The following is an 18,860-nucleotide window of genomic DNA, read 5'->3' on the forward strand; positions in this document are numbered from 1 at the left end:
GGCTCACGTGCAGCCTCGCAACACCTGGCCCGACATCCTCATTACCAGCCTGCTGATCGCGCTGCCGATCCTGGTGCTCGGCTGGGCCACGGGCCAATTCTGGCCGACAGTGGCCTTCCTGCTGGGCGCCGCGCTGGCCTGGAATATCGCCAACCTGCTGTGGCTGGAGACCTGGCTGCGCCGCGGCGGCCGTGCCGACCCACCAGACGTACGCGGCCTGTGGGGGGTGATCTTCGATCATCTCTACCGCCGCCGGAAACGCCACGAGAACCGCGTCCACCGTCTGCGTCAGTTGCTGGAGCGCTACCGCGAATCAGCGCGGGCGATGCCCGACGCGGTCGTGATCCTGAACGATGACCTGCGCATCGAATGGCTCAACGACATGGCCTGCCAGCTACTCGGCCTGCACTGGCCACGGGACGAGGGCCAGCGCATCACCCACCTGCTGCGCCACCCGGAGTTCCTGACCTTCATGGATCGCGCCCGCGAATCCCTGGCCCGGGTCACCGTCCCCTGCCCCCTGGACAGCGACCGTCAGCTGGAGATGCGCATGCTCCCCTACGGCGACGCCCAGTACTTGCTGCTGGCCCGCGACACCACCCACCTGCACCGGCTCGAGGTGATGCGCCGCGACTTCATCGCCAATGTCTCGCACGAACTGCGCACCCCACTCACCGTGCTCTATGGCGTCACCGAGAGCCTCGAGGATGAACTGGAGGACCAGCCGCAACTGGCGCGCTCGGTGCAGATGCTGCGTGAACAGTCCGAACGCATGAAGTTGCTGGTGGACGACCTGCTGCTGCTATCGCGCCTGGAGACCGGAGAAACCACCGGCCCACAGGACTGGTTCAATCCGTATCCGATGCTCAAGAAGCTTGTTGAAGAGGCACGCCTCCTCTCGGGAAGCGAGGCACACCAGATCACACTGGAGGCAGACCCGGAACTGGAGTTTCAGGGCAACCCGGACGAACTGCGCTCGGCCTGCGCCAATCTGCTGTTCAATGCCGTGAAATACACCCCCGGCGGGACCACGATCACCGTGAGATGGCGTGCCGACGCCGACGGGGCACGCCTGATCGTCGAGGACGCCGGTCCGGGGATTGCCAGCCATCACCTGGGCCGCCTGACCGAGCGCTTCTACCGCGTCGATGCCGGGCGCACCCAGTCCCGCGGCGGCACCGGGCTCGGGCTCGCGATCGTCAAGCATGTGCTCGCCCGCCACGACGGCCACCTTGCAATCGAGAGTCAGGTCGGCCAGGGCAGCCGCTTCACCTGCCTGTTCCCCCTGAGCCGAACCCGCCGCACCGAAGCGTCCTCCCAGGACACCGCCTAGCAGGACATTGCCTAGCAGGACGCTGCCCGGTCGCGCCCGTCGACCAACATGTCACACGTCTGTCACGTGTGCGTCACCGAACTGCAAGCAAGCCTCCCGATAATCCCCCATCAAGGACCAACCGGGTCCGAGCAACCTTTCAAGCAAGCACCAGGGAGTACACCTATGCTGTTCAAGCGCACGATTCTCGCCGCCGCCGCGGCCGCCGCCCTCGCCATCAGCCCGGCGATGGCCGATGTTGATCCGGATCTCCCCGAATACAGCGCCGTATCCGGGATCTCCGGCAACCTGTCGAGCATCGGCTCCGACACCCTGAACAACCTGATGACGCTGTGGGCCGAGGAGTTCCAGGACTTCTACCCGAATGTGAACATCCAGATCCAGGGCGCCGGCACCTCCACCGCCCCGCCCGCCCTGACCGAAGGGACCGCCGACTTCGGCCCGATGTCCCGCATGCCGCGCGACAGCGAACACGCCGAATTCGAACAGCGCCACGGCTACCAGATGACAGCCGTCCCGGTGGCCATCGACATGATCGGCGTGTACGTGAACCGCGACAATCCCATCGAAGGCATGACCATCGAGCAGGTCGACGCCGTGTTCTCCTCCACCCGTCGCTGTGGCGGCGCCGAGGACATCACCCGCTGGGGCCAGCTCGGCATGGAAGGCTCCTGGGCCAACCGCGACATCACCCTGTATAGCCGCAACGCGGTCTCCGGCACCTATGGCTACTTCCGTCAGCACGCGCTGTGCGACGGCGACTTCAAGAACGCCATCAACGAACAGCCGGGTTCCGCCTCGGTGGTCCAGGGCGTCTCCGAGTCCCTCAACGGCATCGGCTACTCCGGCATCGGCTACCTGACCTCCGGGGTCCGCGCCATCCCGCTGGGTGTGGAAGACGGCGAGCTGTACGAACCCGTCGCCGAGAACGCGGCCTCCGGCGATTACCCGCTGGCCCGCTTCCTCTACGTGATGGTCAACAAGCACCCGGAAGACGGCCTGACCCCGCGTTCCGCGGAGTTCCTGAAGATGGTGCTGTCGAAGGAAGGCCAGGAAGTGGTCGTACGTGACGGCTTCATCCCGCTGCCGGCTGCGGTTGCCGAACGCGAGCGCACGAACCTCGGCCTGGAATAATCCCAGCGCCAAGTCGTTCGCACGCCCCCGCCAGGGGTTCCTCTGGCGGGGGTTTCTTTTTTGTGTAGGAGCCTGCTTGCAGGCGAATGCCCCTGCCCGCGCCCGCCGCTGGCAAAGAGCATTCGCCTGCAAGCAGGCTCCTACAGGGTCGAGCACAGCAGACGTCAACGGCCTGTCACGTTGCTGTCATCTCGGTGTCATATACGCCGCTTAGCATTCCCCACAACCGAAACGCCACCCGGCACCCGGCAACGTCCAGGGGAACCGAATGTCCACCACCACCCTTTCCTCAAAGCCTTCCGGCTTCCAGCGCTGGCGCCGGACCAAGGATCGCTCGGCCCGCTACACCATCGGCTTCTTCGGGGTGGCGGTCACCGGAGCCCTGGCGCTGATGTTTGTCTACCTGCTGAGCGAAGCCCTGCCGATGTTCCAGGGTGCCAAGCTGGACCCGGTCACCGAATATGAAGCCCCTGGCGGGGCCGACGTGAATACGGTTCATCTGGCGGTCAACCGCCACCGCGAGATGGCCGTCCGGATCACCGACGACCGCCGCGCGATCTTCTTCCGCCCGGAAACGGGCGAGATCGTCCGCGAACAATCCCTGCCCATTCCGGACGATGCGACGGTCATCAGCTTCAGCGCCGCGGAACCGCGTGCGCGCCTGCTGGCGATGGGTCTGGACAACGGGCAGGTTCTGGCCCTGCAGTACGAATATAACGAAAGCTTCACCCCCGAAGGTCGTGAATACGATCCGCAGGTGTACTTCCCGCTCGGCGACGAAGACACCGCCCTGCTGGACGTGGACGGCGATGGTCAACCGATCCGGGTCGTCGGGATCCAACGCGGTTCCAGCGGTATACGCGTCGGAGCCGCCACCGATGACGGCCGCATCCGCCTGGTGCAGTTCGAGGAAACCACCTCGATGATGACCGGCGAAACCGAAGTGCGCCGCAGCGCCCATGACCTGCCGTCCCTGCCCGAGGGTGCCACCGCCACGCGGATGATGCTGGATATCACCGGGCGCATCATGATGGTTGGCGACAATGAGGGCCGCCTGCACTCCTATGACATTCGGCGTCCGGCGCAGGCCTCGCTGAACGACACCAAACGCGTGATCCGCGGCGAGGATGCCCAGGTCACCTCGCTGGAATACCTGCTCGGCACCGTCTCGATCGTGGTCGGTGGATCCGATGGTTCCGTGGCCCAGTACATGCTGGTGCGCGACGAAGACAACGTGAACCGGATTACCCGCATTCGCGAGTTCCCGAGCCACGCCGGTCCGGTCACCAATACCCAGCCCGAATACATCCGCAAGGGCTTTGTGACCGCCGACGACCAGGGCGGGGTCAAGATCCACTACCCGACCTCGCAACGCACGCTCATCGAGCGCCAGATTGGCGAACGCCCATTGCACCGGGTCTATGTCGACCCGCGTAACCGCATGCTGGTGGCCGTCGACGACACCGAGACCTGGCACATCCAGCGCCTGTGGAACCAGCATCCGGAGATCTCCTTCCACGTGCTGTGGCAGAAGGTCTGGTACGAAGGCCGTTCCGAGGGGGATTACGTCTGGCAGTCCTCCTCGGCCACCGACGAATTCGAACCCAAGTTCTCCCTGGTCCCGCTGACCATCGGCACCATCAAGGCCGCTTTCTACGCCATGCTGTTCGCGACCCCGCTGGCGATCATGGGCGCCATCTACAGCGCCTACTTCATGGCACCGAAGATGCGCTCGCTGACCAAGCCGAGCATCGAGCTGATGGAGGCCCTGCCGACCGTCATCCTCGGCTTCCTCGCCGGGTTGTGGCTGGCCCCCTTCATCGAGGCCAACCTGCCGGCGGTCGCGAGCATCCTGATCCTGCTACCGCTGTCCATGCTGGCCATGGCCTTCGTCTGGACCCGACTGCTGCCGCAGTCGGTGCGCAATGCCATCCCGGCAGGCTGGGAGGCCGCACTCCTGATCCCGATGATCCTGCTGGTGGGCTGGTTCGCGGTCACAATGAGCCCGGTGATCGAGGTCTGGATGTTCGGCGGTGATGCACGCCAATGGCTGACCGACAACGGCATTACCTATGACCAGCGCAACGCCCTGGTGATCGGTATCGCCATGGGCTTCGCGGTCATCCCGACCATCTACTCGATCTCCGAGGACGCGGTTTTCAACGTGCCCAAGCACCTGACCCAGGGTTCACTGGCGCTGGGCGCCACCCCCTGGCAGACCGTGGTGCGTGTGGTGCTGCTGACCGCCAGCCCGGGGATCTTCTCGGCGGTCATGATCGGCTTCGGCCGCGCCGTCGGCGAGACCATGATCGTCCTGATGGCGACCGGCAACTCGCCGGTGGTCAACTTCAACATCTTCGAGGGCATGCGCACGCTGTCCGCGAACATTGCGGTCGAGATGCCCGAGGCCGCGGTCGGCGGCACGCACTTCCGCATCCTGTTCCTGGCCGCTCTGGTCCTGTTCGCGATGACTTTCATCGTGAACACGATCGCCGAGATTGTGCGCCAGCGCCTGCGCAACAAGTACAGCTCTCTCTAACCCGCTCCGACGACAGGTTTCGATCAAATGACGAAATGGTTCAAATCCGGCACGCCGTGGATCTGGTTGAATGCCGGCGCCGTGGCGGCCTCCATCGTGATGGTCTTCGGGTTGATCCTGATGATCGCGGTCAACGGTCTGGCCTTCTTCTGGCCCTCGGACGTGGTCGAGTTCGAGTACCAGACCGCCGAACAAAGCGAGTCGACCCGCGTGATGGGCGAGTTCTCGCGCTCGGAGACGATGACCGCGCAGGCCATGCGCGATGCGGGCTTCGCAGTACCCGAGGACCAGGAAATCGTCGTCCGTCACCTGATCAAACAGGGCAACCGGGACGTCGACAGCCGCGACTTCCGCTGGTACCTCGATGACTTCATGGTCGACCGTCACTACCCGCGGGATGCCGTGGCCCTGGAGCGTCGCCAATGGGGCAACTTCTACGGTTTCGTGCGCGAGTTCCGGGTCGATGGCGAGGCCGTTGCCGAGGGCGATGCCGCCCGCGAGCGATTCGAGGCCATCATTCCGCAGACCCGCGGACTCGTCCGCGAGATCGAACGGATCGACCGTTCGGACATCGGTGCGATCAACTTCCAGATCGAGCAGGTCCGCCGCTCCCTGCGCGGGATCGAGCGCGCCACCGACCTCAGCATCGAGGAACGCGCCGAGCGCGAACAGGAACTGGAAGCGGAACGCGCCGAGCTCGAGGACCAATACGCGGAACTCGAACAGCAGCGCAACGAACTGCGGGACGAACTCGCTCGCTTCTCGGTGATGATCGAAACGGCCGCGGGGCAAATGCGCGAGATCGCCCTGGCCGACGTGGTCAACGCCTGGTGGCCCAACGACATGAGTGTGTCGCAGAAGCTCGGGCACTACGTGCACGCCTTCTGGGAATTCATGACCGGATACCCGCGCGAGGCCAACACCGAGGGCGGCATCCTGCCGGCGATCTTCGGCACCGTCTTGATGGTCATGCTGATGTCCATCGTGGTGACCCCGTTCGGCGTACTCGCAGCGATCTACCTGCGGGAATACGCTAAGCAGGGCCCGCTGGTGCGGACGATTCGCATCTCGGTGAACAATCTGGCCGGTGTGCCCTCCATCGTCTTCGGGGTGTTCGGGCTGGGCTTCTTCGTCTACCTGGTCGGCGGCAACATCGACCAGATCTTCTTCCAGGATGCCCTGCCCTCGCCGACCTTCGGCTCGCCGGCCATCATCTGGGCTTCGCTGACCCTGGCATTGCTGACGCTGCCGGTGGTCATCGTCTCCACCGAAGAAGGTCTGACCCGCATCGGCGCGAGCATCCGCCACGGTTCACTCGCCCTGGGTGCGACCAAGGCCGAGACCCTGTGGCGCCTGATCGTGCCGCTGTCCGCCCCGGCCATGATGACCGGCCTGATCCTGGCCGTGGCGCGAGCCGCCGGCGAGGTGGCCCCGCTGATGCTGGTGGGTGTGGTCAAGCTGGCCCCGAACCTCCCGCTGGACGGCAACTTCCCTTACCTGCACCTGGACCGTGCCTTCATGCACCTGGGCTTCCACATCTACGACGTCGGCTTCCAGAGCCCCAACGTCGAGGCCGGACGCCCGCTGGTCTACGCCACCGCCCTGATCCTGGTCCTGCTGATCATCGTGCTTAACCTGACCGCGATCTCGATCCGCAACTACCTGCGCGAGAAGTACCGCGCCGACAGCGACTGAGGCCGGCACTCATGCACAACGTTTCCAAAATGCCCCGTCATTGCGAGGGCCCACAGGGCCCGCGGCAATCGCTCGCCAGTGCCCCTGTGCTCGGGACACCCCGGCCCTTTCGCCGCGACGCTGGCCGTTTCGCGATGCCCCATGCCCAACCGAATTTCTCGTGGAGTGACCCAAAATGAGTGACAACGCCACCCAGGCCGTCAACGTGGCCCAGAACGAACGCGCCGATCGCGGGCTGAAGCTGGCCAACGAGGACATCTGTCTGACCGCCGAAAACCTCAAGCTCTACTATGGCGAGGACCAGGCCCTCAACGGCATCGACATCCGCATCCCGAAGAACCGCATCACGGCCTTCATCGGCCCCTCCGGTTGCGGCAAGTCGACGTTCCTGCGCTGCTTCAACCGCATGAACGACCTGATTGATGCCGCCCGCATCGAAGGCACCATCCGCCTCGATGGCGAGGACATCTATGACCCGAAGGTCGATGTCCCCGAGCTGCGCCGCCGGGTGGGCATGGTGTTCCAGAAGCCGAACCCGTTTCCGAAGTCGATCTACGAGAACGTCGCCTACGGGCTGCGCCTGCAAGGTGTGAACAACCGGCGCAAGCTGGATGAGGTGGTCGAAACCTCGCTCAAGCGCGCCGCGCTGTGGGACGAGGTGAAGGACCGTCTGCACGAGAACGCCTTCGGCCTCTCCGGCGGCCAGCAACAGCGCCTGGTGATCGCCCGCGCCATCGCGATCGACCCCGAGGTCCTGCTACTGGACGAACCCTGCTCCGCGCTGGACCCGCTGGCGACGCTGAAGATCGAGGAACTGATGATCGAGCTGAAAAAGGACTACTCCCTCGTCATCGTGACCCACAACATGCAGCAGGCCGCGCGCGTCTCCGATTACACCGCCTTCATGTACATGGGCGACATGATCGAGTACGCGGATACCGACACCCTGTTCACCTCGCCTGCGAAGAAGCAGACCGAGGACTACATCACCGGCCGCTTCGGCTAACGTTGCGACCACAAGGGGACACCACAATGGACAAGACCTTCTTCAAGCAGCACATCTCCCAGCAATTCAATGCCGAGCTCGAGGACATCATCAAGCAGGTGATGGCCATGGGTGGCCTGGTCGAGCAGCAACTCGCCGATGCCGTCCACGCGATGGTCGAGGGCGATGTCGAACTCGCCGAAAAGGTCATGACCTCGGACTACCAGGTCAATGCCAAGGAGGTCGAGATCGACGAGGAGTGCACCCACATCCTCGCAAGGCGCCAGCCGACCGCCTCCGACCTGCGTCTGGTGATCGCGGTGATCAAGACCATCACTGACCTCGAGCGCATGGGTGACGAGGCCGAACGGGTCGGTCGCATGGGCCTGCACCTGCTCGACGACGACCGCAACAGTGCCCCGATGGCGGATATCGCCAGCATGGGCGAACACGCCCGCGAGATGACCCGTAGCGCCCTGGACGCCTTCGCCCGCATGGACGTCGAACAGGCCGTGCGCGTCGCTCAGCTCGACATCCAGATCGACAGCCTGTACGAGACCATCACCCAGAAGCTGATGAAGCAGATGACCGCCTCGCCGGACTCGGTGCCGCGCCTGATGGACATCATCTGGGCCACCCGGTCACTCGAGCGTATCGGCGACCGTGCCCGCAATATCTGCGAGTACGTCGTCTACTTCGTCAAGGGCAAGGACGTGCGCCACACCAGCTACGACCAGATGGCCGAAGAGGCCACCGGTGACCGCCACTGACCCCGGCGACTCGACTCTGCCCGCGCGCGGGAGCCCCAATTCGGATGCCCCCGTGCGCGGATGTTTGCTTCGTCCGGCGATCCCCGCTTGAATGGAGGCATGTGGATTACGCGCTCACGCCCTCTACCTTTTCCGCTTCCCGCCTGGCTGTTCGTGGGCGGCCTCATTGCCATGCTGGCCGTGCCCAGCCTGCACGCGGGCCCCGTGACCTCCCCTGACCCGCTGCCCCCGGGCGAACCCTCCGCGGCCGTCCTCGAACTCCTGGAACGCGACAAGCTCCCTGAAGGCGTGGTTTTCGAGATCATCGAGAACGACCGCGCAGCGCTATCCGCGCTTCTTCCCGAGATTCGGGCCAGTGTCGCCCGCCTGCGCGAACGCGACCCCGACTACCCGGTGGCCGTCGTCTCCCACGGTGCGGAACAATTCACCCTGACGCGTAGCGATGCGGCGCAGCACCCCAGCCTGCACGACGAGGTGGAGGCCCTGGTCCGCGACGAAGGTGTGAACGTGGCAGTCTGCGGCACCTTTGCCGGCTGGCGCGGCCTGGACGCGGAGGCATTTGCGGACTTCGTCGAGGTCGCCGAGCGCGCCCCGGACCGCCTCGATGACTATCGCGAACTGGGCTTCGAAGTGATCCGCCTGCGCCCGTCGCTACTCGACGCGCCCCCGGAAGACCCTTGGGAGTTCGACTTCGGCACCCCCTGAGCATGCCGATTCACAAAGATACCCACCACGAAGACGCAAAAACGGTCGAGAGCCTGTAACCATGGAGGTCACAGCGGACACCGAGAACGACAAGGCGGTTGACGGGATCGGAGATGTGATGCGGCCCGAGCAGGACGGATCGGTGTGCCGATACCCTTTTCTGCTCACTCTTGCCCCACTCCACGCCGCACCCTCTGTAATACGCCTTGGCAAGACCGCCCTTGATCTTCTTCGTGCCTTCATGCGCTGCGTGCAAAAAGCGCTCTAGGGAAACACTGATCAATGAACGCGTTCGCGTTGGTACCCCAGGTTTTCCGAGACAAGGCGCGTCGTGCAACAGGTAGTGGTTCTACCTGTAAGCGGCGCAACGCAGGATCGGGGAACCTGGGGTGCCAACCCCGCAAATTATTGAAAGCAGGGGATCGGCCGCCCGTTGCGGACGAAAACGGGCGCGCGCACAGCCTTGCGGCTCCCTTGTGCAGAATGACTGCACGGCAGTCACCGCGCCTTGTTCGCACGCAAAAGCGACTCGAGCGCGAACGCGTTCATTGATCAGTGTTTCCCTAAGGTTTGAGGGTGAAACTAACGCCTCCATCGTTCGAGATGCTGTAACGGTGTCGGGCTCCTGTGGCATCCTTTCGGCATGAGATTCCTGATTCGCACCTTCTTCCGTGGCGTCCGCCTGATTCTGACCCCGTTCATGCTGATCGGTGAGCGCGTGTCGCGCCCACGCGGCATCGAACGGGACCCGGCCGACCAAGCCCGAATCGACGAACAGACGCAACGCCTGGCCCTGTATCACTTCCCGGCGTGCCCGTTCTGCATCAAGGCCCGCCGCGCGATGCAGCGCCTGTCGCTGGATATCGAACTGCGCAACGCCCAGGCCACCGGGCCCTGGCGCGAGGAACTGCAGAACGAGGGCGGCCGCCTGCAGGTGCCCTGCCTGCGAATCGAGGAAGAAGACGGCTCGGTGCGCTGGCTGTACGAATCCGATGCCATCATCCGCTACCTGCGCGAGCGCTTCGATCCGGCACAGACGACCGATCCGACCCCTGCGCCCAACAGTCCGCCGCGTTCCTGATGTCGAATTGGCTTCCGAAGGGTCTGTCCATGCACCATCATCGCCTCCACCATTCCCTGCTCGGCGCCACGCTCGGGCTGACCCTGCCCTTCACGGTCGCCAGCGCCGAGCCCCCGATCTTCGATGCCCACCTGCACTATCGCCCAGCGGTGGCCGAAACCTTTGGCATCAGCGACGTGGGCCGCACCCTGGCCTCCAATGACGTGCGCAGCGCCATCGTCATGTCGACCGAAGGCGGCTTGATTCGTCGCCTGCAAGCGGGCTCGGATACCCGCATCGTGCCGTTCCTGGAAGTCTCCCACCGCCTGGGCAAGAAGATGGACTGGATGCACGTCGAGGACCTGGGCGCCCGCATTGCCGACATGCTGGACGAATCCGACGTGGCCTGGCACGGGCTGGGCGAGTTTCACATCCTGGCAGACGACCGCTTCGGACCCGGCTTCGAACAGTTGCTGGACCTGGCCGTGGCCCGTGATCTGACCATCATGATCCACGGCGACCCCGCCGTGATCGACCACGCCTACGCCACCCACCCCGAGGTCCGCATCCTCTGGGCCCACGCCGGCAGCTACGCCTACCCGCCCCTGGTGCAGGACTACCTCGAGCGCCACCCGCGCATGAACATGGACCTGTCCATGCGCAACCCGCGCATTAACCCCGGTGGTCAGATCGACGACGACTGGTTCGAGCTGTTCCTCACCCATCCGGATCGCTTCATGATCGGCGTGGACACGTTCACCACCACGCGCTGGGAACAGTACACGCACCTGAAAGACGAGACCCGCGCCTGGCTCGCCCAGCTGCCCGACAACGTCGCCCGCGCGATTGCCTTCGAAAACGGCGAACGCCTCTTTCCCGCTCAGTAAGGGCCTTTGTTCACCACAAAGCCCACGAAGGCACGAAGGTCACCGAGAACGGCAAGGACAATGACGAAAGATCATGATCGGACTGTGGTCTGACGTCGTAGGGCCATCATCCGACCTTTTCCTTCCCAGGCCTTCTCCCAGTCCTCTGCGTCCTCCGTGGTCCAATCACCCTTGACCTGGCCCTTCTTGGTGTCTTCGTGGACTTCGTGGTGAAACAGCCCTTTTCCCCACACGCATAAGAAAGCCCGCGCTCCCCGAACAGGGAGGCGGGCTCGACACCATCGGGTCGAGTATCAGACCTTGAACTGACCCACGCGCTCCTGCTGCTGGGAGGCGAGCTTGGACAGCTCCTCCGAGGCATTGCGGATCTGCTCGGAGCCCGCCGCGGTCTGGTCCAGCACCTCGGTGATGTTGGCCACGTTGCGGTTGATCTCCTCGGCCACGGTGGACTGCTCCTCGGCGGCGCTGGCGATCTGCGTGTTCATGTCGCTGATGCGAGTCACCGACTGGGTGATCGCGTTCAGCGATTCGCCGGCGAGGTTCACCTGCTCGACACTCTCGTGGGCCTTGGAACGCCCATCTTCCATCGCCTGCACCGCCTCGCGCGTACCGCTCTGGACCCGCTCGATCATCTGCTGGATCTCGTGCGTCGAGTCCTGCGTCCGGCTGGCCAGGGTGCGCACCTCGTCGGCCACCACGGCGAAGCCGCGACCCTGCTCGCCAGCGCGGGCCGCCTCGATCGCGGCATTCAGCGCCAGCAGGTTGGTCTGGTCGGCAATGTCGCCGATCACCTCGAGGACCTTGTTGATCTGCTCGGCATCCTGCGACAGGCGGGTGACCACCTCGGCCGCATTGTCGACCTGTCTGGACAGACCATTGATCGCGGTGACCGTCTTCTGCACCACCTGCTGACCGGCCACGGCGTCCTGGTCCGTAGCCTGGGCGGCCGCCGCCGCATCCGCGGCATTGCGGGCGACTTCCTGCACGGTGGCGGTCATCTCGTTCATCGCGGTGGCGACCTGGTCGGTCTCCGCCTTCTGGCGGCGCACCTGCTCGTTGGTCTCCTCGCTGGTCGCGGACAGCTCGTTGGACGCGGCAGCGACCTGATCGGAACCCGCCGCTACTTGCTGGATCAACACGCGAATCTTCTCGACAAAGCGGTTGAACACCACCGCCAGATCGCCCAACTCGTTCCGGCCGGACACCTCCAGCTGACGCGTCAGGTCACCCTCGCCACTGGCGATGTCGTCCAGACGTTCCACCGTCTGGCAGAGCGGGCGCACGATGCTGCGGGTCAGGAACCAGGCCAGCAGCACGCCCAGAACCACCGCAATCACGCCGACCATGACCACCGTGCCGGTGGCGTTGCGGGTCATGGTCACGTAGGCGCTGCGGTCCACCATCAGTTCCAGCACACCCACCGCATCGCCGGAGAAATCGCGCACCGGCCGGGCGATCACCGCCATCGGCTCGCCCTGGTAGATCACGTTGCGCACCAGGCGCTCGCCCTGGAGCACTTCGCGCATCTCGGCTGCATTGAAGGTCGCTTCGCCTTCGATGGTCCCGCCAAAGCGGTTGAACCGACCCTCATCGCGCAGGTAGAGCGCGACCGGTGCACCCAGCTCCTCGGTGAACTGCTCGAAGAAGGGGGCGCCGAAGGACAGCCCGAACTCCACCGAACCCACGTGCTCTCCGTTGTGAGCGATGGGGACCACGCCGCGGATACCCAGGCCGGCCACGCCCTCTTCCAGGCCCGAGATCGGGGCGCGGCGGTCGTTGGTGTCGACGACCGTCTGGCGAAAACCGGACAGGTCATCGCCATAGCGGTCCGGGCGATGCACGCGCAGGAAGGAGGTCGCCGGCGGCGTGTGGAACTGATACTGGCGCACGCCGTAGTCGGCGCTCAGGGACTCGAAACTCGGCACGGTCATCGCGGCCAGGCGATCGCGATCCCCATTGGCCATGGCCTCCTGCACATCCGGGATACGGGCCACGGTCTCCGCCATCGCGGTCGCGCGCGCCGACTCCTGGTCCAGCCGATCCAGCAACTGGCCAGCCAAGTCGTTCAGCTCCCGCTGCTCCGCCCTGTCCGCCATCGTACCCAGGGCATTCATCACCACGACCAGGGTCAGGACCACGGCGAGAACCACCACGCCGATGATGCCCACCATGAGCCGTACGCCAATTCGAATATTGTTGAACATGTCTGTGCGTCCTTCGGTCTGCCGGTCAGCGCCAGCTCGCAAAATAATGGGCCGTTCGTCCTCCCTAGCGGCGGCGAATCCTAGAACTTGAGCATGGAAGGCTTTTCATCCCCACAAGAACATCGGGGACAGGGCAATCACAGAACGAATCCGCGCAGCGGCTACACCAGCAGGGCCTCGGCGAAGATGTAGACCGCCAGGCTGATCAGCACCAGCGCCACCACGGAAAGCAGGGCCCCGCCCCGCACCATGTCCAGCACCTGCAGGCGGTTGCTGGCGAACACGATGGCATTCGGCGGGGTCGCCACCGGCAGCATGAAGGCCACGGAAGCGGCAAAGGCGACGGGTAGTGCCAGCATCAGTACCGGCACGTCCATGCTCAGCGCAAACGCGGTGACCAGGGGTAGCAGCGTCGCGGCCGTGGCCGTATTGCTGGTTACGTGGCTCAGCGTCATGGTCAGCAACACCACCCCGGCCATGATCAGGATCAACGGCCAGGTCTGCGCAATCACCAGGGCATCGGCCGCCAGCTCCGCCAGGCCACTGGACTCGATGGCCGCCCCCAGGCTCAGGCCGCCTCCGACCAGCAGCAGCACGCCCCACGGCAGCTCGCGGGTATTGTCCCAGGCCAGCAGCCGGCGCTGTTCCCCGGAACCCGAGGGGATCAGGAACAACAAACCGGCCCCCAGGATCGCAATGCCGGCATCGGTCAGGGAAATGGGCAACCAGCCCTCCAGCAGCGGCCGTGTCAGCCAGGCCAGCGCGACCAGCACGAACACCGCCGCCACGCGCTTCTCTGCGGTCGACCAGCGTCCGACCGAGGCGCGCTGCTCGTCCAGCAGGGCGCGCAGGCCGTTCAGTTCGACCCGGTGCACCGGGAACACCCAGCGCGTCAGCAACCACCACGCCAGGGCCAGGAGGATCGCCGCCAGCGGAAGCCCCAGGGTCATCCACTCCAGAAAGCCGATCTCCATCCCGTGGCGATCCCCGAGATAGGCGGCAGTCAGGGCGTTCGGCGGCGAGCCGATGATGGTCGCCATACCCCCGATGTTCGCGGCAAAGGCGATGCCCAGCAGCAACGCCAGGGCCGGGCGCCGCGACTCCGCACTCGCCCCCGGACCCTGTGGCGATGCGCCCCGTTCGATCAGACCCAGCACCGACAGTGCGATCGGCAGCATCAGCGCCGCGGTCGCGGTATTGCTGACCCACATGGACAACCCGGCCGTGGCCAGCATGAAGGCCCCGACCAGGGCGTGCAGACGATTCCCGGAGCGCGCCACAATCGCCAGCGCCATGCGCCGGTGCAAATCCCAGCGCTGCACCGCCAAGGCGATCGCAAAGCCGCCCATGAACAGGAAGATGATCGGGTTCGCGTAGGGCGCGGTCGCGTTCTCCATCGAGGTGATCTCGAGGATCGGGAGGATCGCGATCGGCAGCAGCGCCGTGACCGGCAGCGGCAACGCCTCGCTGATCCACCAGGTCGCCATGAACAGCGTCAGCCCCAGCACCCACCAAGCGGCCGGATCGAACCCCATCGGCGCCGGCACCAGCAGGAACAGCACAAAGATCGCCGGGCCCAGCATCAGGCCGATCCGGGCGCGCCAGTCCACCGTCGAGCGCTTCGCCACTGCCACTTCGCCTTCCTGCCCCGTCTCGTCGGTATCCGCCATGCGCCTCGTCTTGTGGGAAATCCGCCGGGGTGAAAACCAACCGGCGTCATCGGAAATTGCATCGCCCGGGCAACGTGACTATCGTTGACACGTTCTGCGTCGCTCCCGGTTCGGGTGCGCCGCCGCCTCAGTTTCTCACGACACCGTACAAGGAGTCTTTCATGGCCTACGAACTGCCCGATCTGCCCTACGCCAAGAACGCGCTGGAGCCGCACATCTCCGCCGAGACGCTGGAATATCATCACGACAAGCACCACGCGACCTACGTGACCAAGCTGAACGGCCTTCTGCCGGGTTCCGAGTTTGAAAGCGCCTCGCTGGAAGACATCATCAAGAAGGCCCCGGCCGGCGGCATCTTCAACAACGGCGCCCAGGTCTGGAACCACACCTTCTACTTCAACTGCATGGCCCCGAACGCCGGCGGCGAACCTTCCGGCAAGCTCGCGGACGCGATCAACAGCGCCTTCGGTTCGTTCGATGCCTTCAAGGAGAAATTCAACGAATCCGCCGTCGGCAACTTCGGTTCCGGCTGGACCTGGCTGGTGCAGAACAGTGATGGCTCGGTGGAGATCGTCAACACCTCCAACGCCGCCAACCCGTTGCGCGACGGCAAGACCCCGCTGCTGACCTGCGATGTCTGGGAACACGCCTACTACATCGACTATCGCAACGCGCGCCCGAAGTACCTCGAGAACTTCTGGGCCGTGGTCAACTGGGACTTTGCTGCCCAGCAGATGAAGTAAACCCCAAAGGGTTTATATACTAGGCGCCTTTGGCCGCATGATGCGGCTGCGCCTTTCATCGAGCCGGCGGTCCTCCGCCGGCTCTTTGGTTTCGGAGAACCCAATGAACGACGCCCTGCAGAACACCTACAAGCGCCTGCCCGTCGCCTTTGAACGCGGCGAAGGTGCCTGGCTGTGGGACACCGACGGCAAGCGCTATCTGGATGCCCTGTCCGGCATTGCCGTGTGCGGTCTCGGACATGCCCACCCCAAGGTGGCACAGGCCATCTGCGACCAGGCCGGCACGCTGGTGCATACCTCCAACCTGTACCGCATCCCGCTGCAGGAACAGCTGGCCCGGCGTCTGTGCAAGCTGGCCGGCATGGACCGCGCGTTCTTCTGCAACTCCGGAGCCGAGGCCAACGAAGCGGCGATCAAGCTCGCCCGCCTGCACGGCCGCGCCCGGGGCATCGCCGAGCCCAAGATCGTGGTGATGGAGGGCAGCTTCCACGGCCGCACCCTGGCCACGCTGTCCGCCACCGGAAATCCCAAGGTGCGGGCCGGGTTCGAACCGCTGGTCTCGGGCTTCGTGCATGTCCCGCACGGCGACTTCGATGCGGTGGAGGCCCTGGCCGAAGACCCCGACGTGGTCGCCATCCTGGTCGAGCCGGTCACCGGCGAAGGCGGGATCCATGTCCCGCCCCCTGGCTACCTGCGGCGCCTGCGCGAGCTGGCCGACCGCAAGGCCTGGCTGCTCATGCTGGACGAGATCCAGGCGGGCATCGGGCGCACCGGATACTGGTTCGCCTTCCAGCACGAGGGCATCACGCCGGACGTGGTCAGCCTGGCCAAGGGTCTCGGCAACGGCATCCCCATTGGCGCCAACCTGGTGGCCGGTGCGGCGCGCGAGCTGTTCAGTCCCGGCATGCACGGCACCACCTTCGGCGGCAATCCGCTGGTATGCCGGGCGGCGCTGGCCGTGCTCGACGTGATGCAGGAAGAGGCCCTGTGCGAACAGGCCGCCCGCCAGGGCGAATTCCTGCTGGGTCGCCTGCGCGACCGCCTGAGCGACCACCCGGGCGTGGTCGCCGTGCGCGGCCGCGGCCTGATGATCGGCGTCGAGCTGGACCGCCCGGCGGGCGAGCTGGTGATGGCCGCCCTGGAACGCGGCCTGATCCTGAACGTGACGGCGGACCGCGTGATCCGCCTGCTGCCGCCGCTGATCATCGACGATGAACAGGTGGAACAGATCGCTGCCACCGTAGCCGACCTGGTGGATGCCTTCCTGTCATCCTCTGTCCCCAAGGAGGTCTCTGCATGAACCCTCGCCATTACCTCTCGTTCCTCGATCTCTCCGGGGAGGAAACCCGTGCCCTGCTGCAACGGGCGATCGAACTCAAGCAACAGCTGAAGTCGGGCGGACACCACGACGACCTGCTGCGCGGCAAGACCCTGGGCATGATCTTCGAGAAGTCCTCCACCCGCACCCGGGTGTCGTTCGAGGTGGGCATGCAGCAGCTGGGCGGCAACGCCCTGTTCCTGTCCCCGCGCGACACCCAGCTGGGCCGCGGCGAACCAATCGAAGACACCGCCCGCGTACTCTCGCGCATGGTCGACTGCGTGATGATCCGCACCTACGAGCACGAGAAGATTGAACTGTTCGCCAAGCACTCCTCGGTCCCGGTGATCAACGGCCTGACCGATCTGGAGCACCCGGCGCAGCTCCTCGCCGACCTGCAGACCTACGTCGAGCACCGCGGCGACATCCGCGGCAAGCGAGTGGCCTGGATCGGCGACGGCAACAACATGTGCCACAGCTACATGTACGCCGCCCGCCAGCTGGACTTCCAGCTGGTCGCCGCCTGCCCGGAAGGCTACGACCCGGAGCCCAGCGTGGTCGAGACCACGCAGGAACACTTCGAGCTGACGCGCGACGCGCGTGCCGCGGCCGAGGGTGCGGATCTGGTCGTCACCGACGTCTGGGCGAGCATGGGCCAGGAGCAGGAAAAGAGCGCGCGGCGCCGGGCCTTCTCCGGCTTCTTCGTGGATGCCGACCTGATGCGGCTCGCCAACGACGACGCCCTGTTCATGCACTGCCTCCCGGCGCACCGCGAGGAAGAGGTCTCCACCGATGTCCTGGAAGGCCCGCAAAGCGTCGTCTGGGACGAGGCCGAAAACCGCCTGCACGCCCAGAAGGCCCTGCTCGAATTCCTGATCACCCTCAACGCCAACCACCTGCCGTCTTAAAGGCGAAAAGCGTTAACAGGAAGATTGGAAGACAGGAAAGGGGTTGTGTGGACTGCGCGCAGGGCGGCATGGAGAGCCATCCGCAGCGAGTAGCGAGTAGGATGTGTTGAGCGCAGCGAAACGCATCAGCCTAGGAAACCCCGGACCTCGACATGATGCGATTCGCTGCGCTCATCACATCCTACCCTTCTGCGTTGGGTCTGCTCCGTGTCCTCTGTACCCTGCGTGGTGGAAACGTCCCTGCCTGACCTGGACCGTCAGGCGGGGGCGCGGCGGCGGGCGTGGATACGGCGTTTGACCAGTTGCCGATAGAACACGCGCCAGCCGAGCAGGAAGGCGAGGATGGCCGCGTATAACGCGACCTCGGCATAGTCGGCCCGGGCCAGCCACAGGAAGTGCAGCACCGCCAGCACCCCGGCCAGATACACCCCGCGATGCAGCCAGACCCATTTCTTCTTGAGCCAGCGCTGGGCGCCGTCGGTCGAGGTCAGCGTCAACGCCAGCAGGATCAGCCAGGCGGCGAAGCCGACCATCACGAACGGGCGCTCGGTCAGGTCGTAGAGCACCAGTTCCCAGTCAAAGAACAGGTCCACCCCTAGCCAGATCAGGGCGTGCGCGGTCACGTAGCCGAACGCCACCAGCCCCAGCATCCGCCGCAGCCGCACGATCCACGCCAGCCCCGTCATCTGTCGCAGCGGTGTAACCGCCAGCGCGATCAGTAGCGCAATCATCGCGTGGGTGCCGGAGAGTTCCAGCAGCTTCTCGATCGGGTTCACCCCCAGCCCGTCGAACCAGCCCAGCGTACGCAGGCCGATCCAGGCCGCCGGGACCAGCGAGGCCAGAAGCACCGCCCACCAGACGCCACGCGGTGGCCGGGCGCGCGCCCGACGCGTTGAGGCCGTCATGCCG

At 65.2% G+C, this 18,860-nt stretch carries 15 protein-coding genes; 12 read left to right on the forward strand and 3 right to left on the reverse strand.

Translation table 11 applies throughout. The annotated features are described in order from the left end of the window. The first annotated feature begins 7 nt into the window (after positions 1–7). The 9 genes from phoR to F816_RS0102545 all read left to right on the forward strand — a co-directional run bounded on the left by phoR (position 8) and on the right by F816_RS0102545 (position 11,108). Positions 8–1,333: a phosphate regulon sensor histidine kinase PhoR gene (gene phoR, locus F816_RS0102500; protein ID WP_019593396.1), complete on the forward strand. Its 1,326-nt coding sequence runs from the start codon at positions 8–10 to the stop codon at positions 1,331–1,333. A 165-nt stretch (positions 1,334–1,498) separates the two neighbouring features. Then, complete coding sequence (locus F816_RS0102505; protein WP_019593397.1) at positions 1,499–2,467, forward strand: PstS family phosphate ABC transporter substrate-binding protein; 969 nt, start codon at positions 1,499–1,501, stop codon at positions 2,465–2,467. A gap of 268 nt (positions 2,468–2,735) precedes the next feature. Continuing rightward, positions 2,736–5,006 (forward strand): ABC transporter permease subunit, encoded by a 2,271-nt coding sequence (locus F816_RS0102510; RefSeq protein ID WP_019593398.1) that lies wholly within the window; start codon positions 2,736–2,738, stop codon positions 5,004–5,006. Between the two features lie 27 nt (positions 5,007–5,033). Then, positions 5,034–6,701: a phosphate ABC transporter permease PstA gene (gene pstA / locus F816_RS0102515; protein WP_019593399.1), complete on the forward strand. Its 1,668-nt coding sequence runs from the start codon at positions 5,034–5,036 to the stop codon at positions 6,699–6,701. Positions 6,702–6,876: 175 nt separating this feature from the next. After that, a complete protein-coding gene (gene pstB, locus F816_RS0102520; protein WP_019593400.1) occupies positions 6,877–7,707 on the forward strand; it encodes a phosphate ABC transporter ATP-binding protein PstB in 831 nt (276 codons plus the stop codon). Positions 7,708–7,733: 26 nt separating this feature from the next. Continuing rightward, positions 7,734–8,456 (forward strand): phosphate signaling complex protein PhoU, encoded by a 723-nt coding sequence (phoU, locus tag F816_RS0102525; protein ID WP_019593401.1) that lies wholly within the window; start codon positions 7,734–7,736, stop codon positions 8,454–8,456. A gap of 99 nt (positions 8,457–8,555) precedes the next feature. Further along, on the forward strand, positions 8,556–9,161 hold the full coding sequence (locus F816_RS0102530; RefSeq protein WP_019593402.1) for a DsrE family protein: 606 nt from the start codon (positions 8,556–8,558) through the stop codon (positions 9,159–9,161). Between the two features lie 643 nt (positions 9,162–9,804). Next, the gene (locus tag F816_RS0102540) at positions 9,805–10,242 is read left to right on the forward strand and encodes a glutathione S-transferase N-terminal domain-containing protein (protein WP_018145412.1); all 438 of its coding nucleotides are present in this window, start codon (positions 9,805–9,807) and stop codon (positions 10,240–10,242) included. 29 nt (positions 10,243–10,271) lie between these two features. Further along, positions 10,272–11,108, forward strand: a complete 837-nt coding sequence (locus F816_RS0102545; RefSeq protein WP_019593404.1) for an amidohydrolase family protein — start codon at positions 10,272–10,274, stop codon at positions 11,106–11,108. A 293-nt stretch (positions 11,109–11,401) separates the two neighbouring features. Here F816_RS0102545 and F816_RS0102550 read toward each other — a convergent pair whose 3' ends face one another. Both F816_RS0102550 and F816_RS0102555 read right to left on the reverse strand, forming a co-directional pair. Continuing rightward, complete coding sequence (locus tag F816_RS0102550) at positions 11,402–13,312, reverse strand: methyl-accepting chemotaxis protein (protein ID WP_019593405.1); 1,911 nt, start codon at positions 13,310–13,312, stop codon at positions 11,402–11,404. A gap of 161 nt (positions 13,313–13,473) precedes the next feature. After that, positions 13,474–14,982, reverse strand: a complete 1,509-nt coding sequence (locus tag F816_RS0102555) for a DASS family sodium-coupled anion symporter (RefSeq protein WP_019593406.1) — start codon at positions 14,980–14,982, stop codon at positions 13,474–13,476. A gap of 161 nt (positions 14,983–15,143) precedes the next feature. Between F816_RS0102555 and F816_RS0102560 the strand changes: the two genes are divergently transcribed. The 3 genes from F816_RS0102560 (at position 15,144) to argF (ending at position 17,951) form a co-directional block, all read left to right on the forward strand. Then, the gene (locus F816_RS0102560; RefSeq protein WP_019593407.1) at positions 15,144–15,725 is read left to right on the forward strand and encodes a superoxide dismutase; all 582 of its coding nucleotides are present in this window, start codon (positions 15,144–15,146) and stop codon (positions 15,723–15,725) included. Between the two features lie 103 nt (positions 15,726–15,828). After that, positions 15,829–17,025, forward strand: a complete 1,197-nt coding sequence (locus F816_RS0102565) for an acetylornithine transaminase (protein ID WP_019593408.1) — start codon at positions 15,829–15,831, stop codon at positions 17,023–17,025. Then, complete coding sequence (gene argF, locus F816_RS0102570) at positions 17,022–17,951, forward strand: ornithine carbamoyltransferase (protein WP_019593409.1); 930 nt, start codon at positions 17,022–17,024, stop codon at positions 17,949–17,951. The genes F816_RS0102565 and argF overlap by 4 nt, the downstream gene beginning before the upstream one ends. A 257-nt stretch (positions 17,952–18,208) precedes the next feature. Here the strand turns inward: argF and F816_RS0102575 are convergent, their stop codons facing one another. Continuing rightward, positions 18,209–18,856, reverse strand: coding sequence for a sulfite oxidase heme-binding subunit YedZ (locus F816_RS0102575; protein ID WP_019593410.1), 648 nt, complete (start codon positions 18,854–18,856; stop codon positions 18,209–18,211). Positions 18,857–18,860: the final 4 nt, after the last annotated feature.

Origin of the sequence: Thioalkalivibrio sp. ALM2T, from assembly GCF_000381505.1 — a bacterium.
GTDB lineage: Bacteria > Pseudomonadota > Gammaproteobacteria > Ectothiorhodospirales > Ectothiorhodospiraceae > Thioalkalivibrio > Thioalkalivibrio versutus.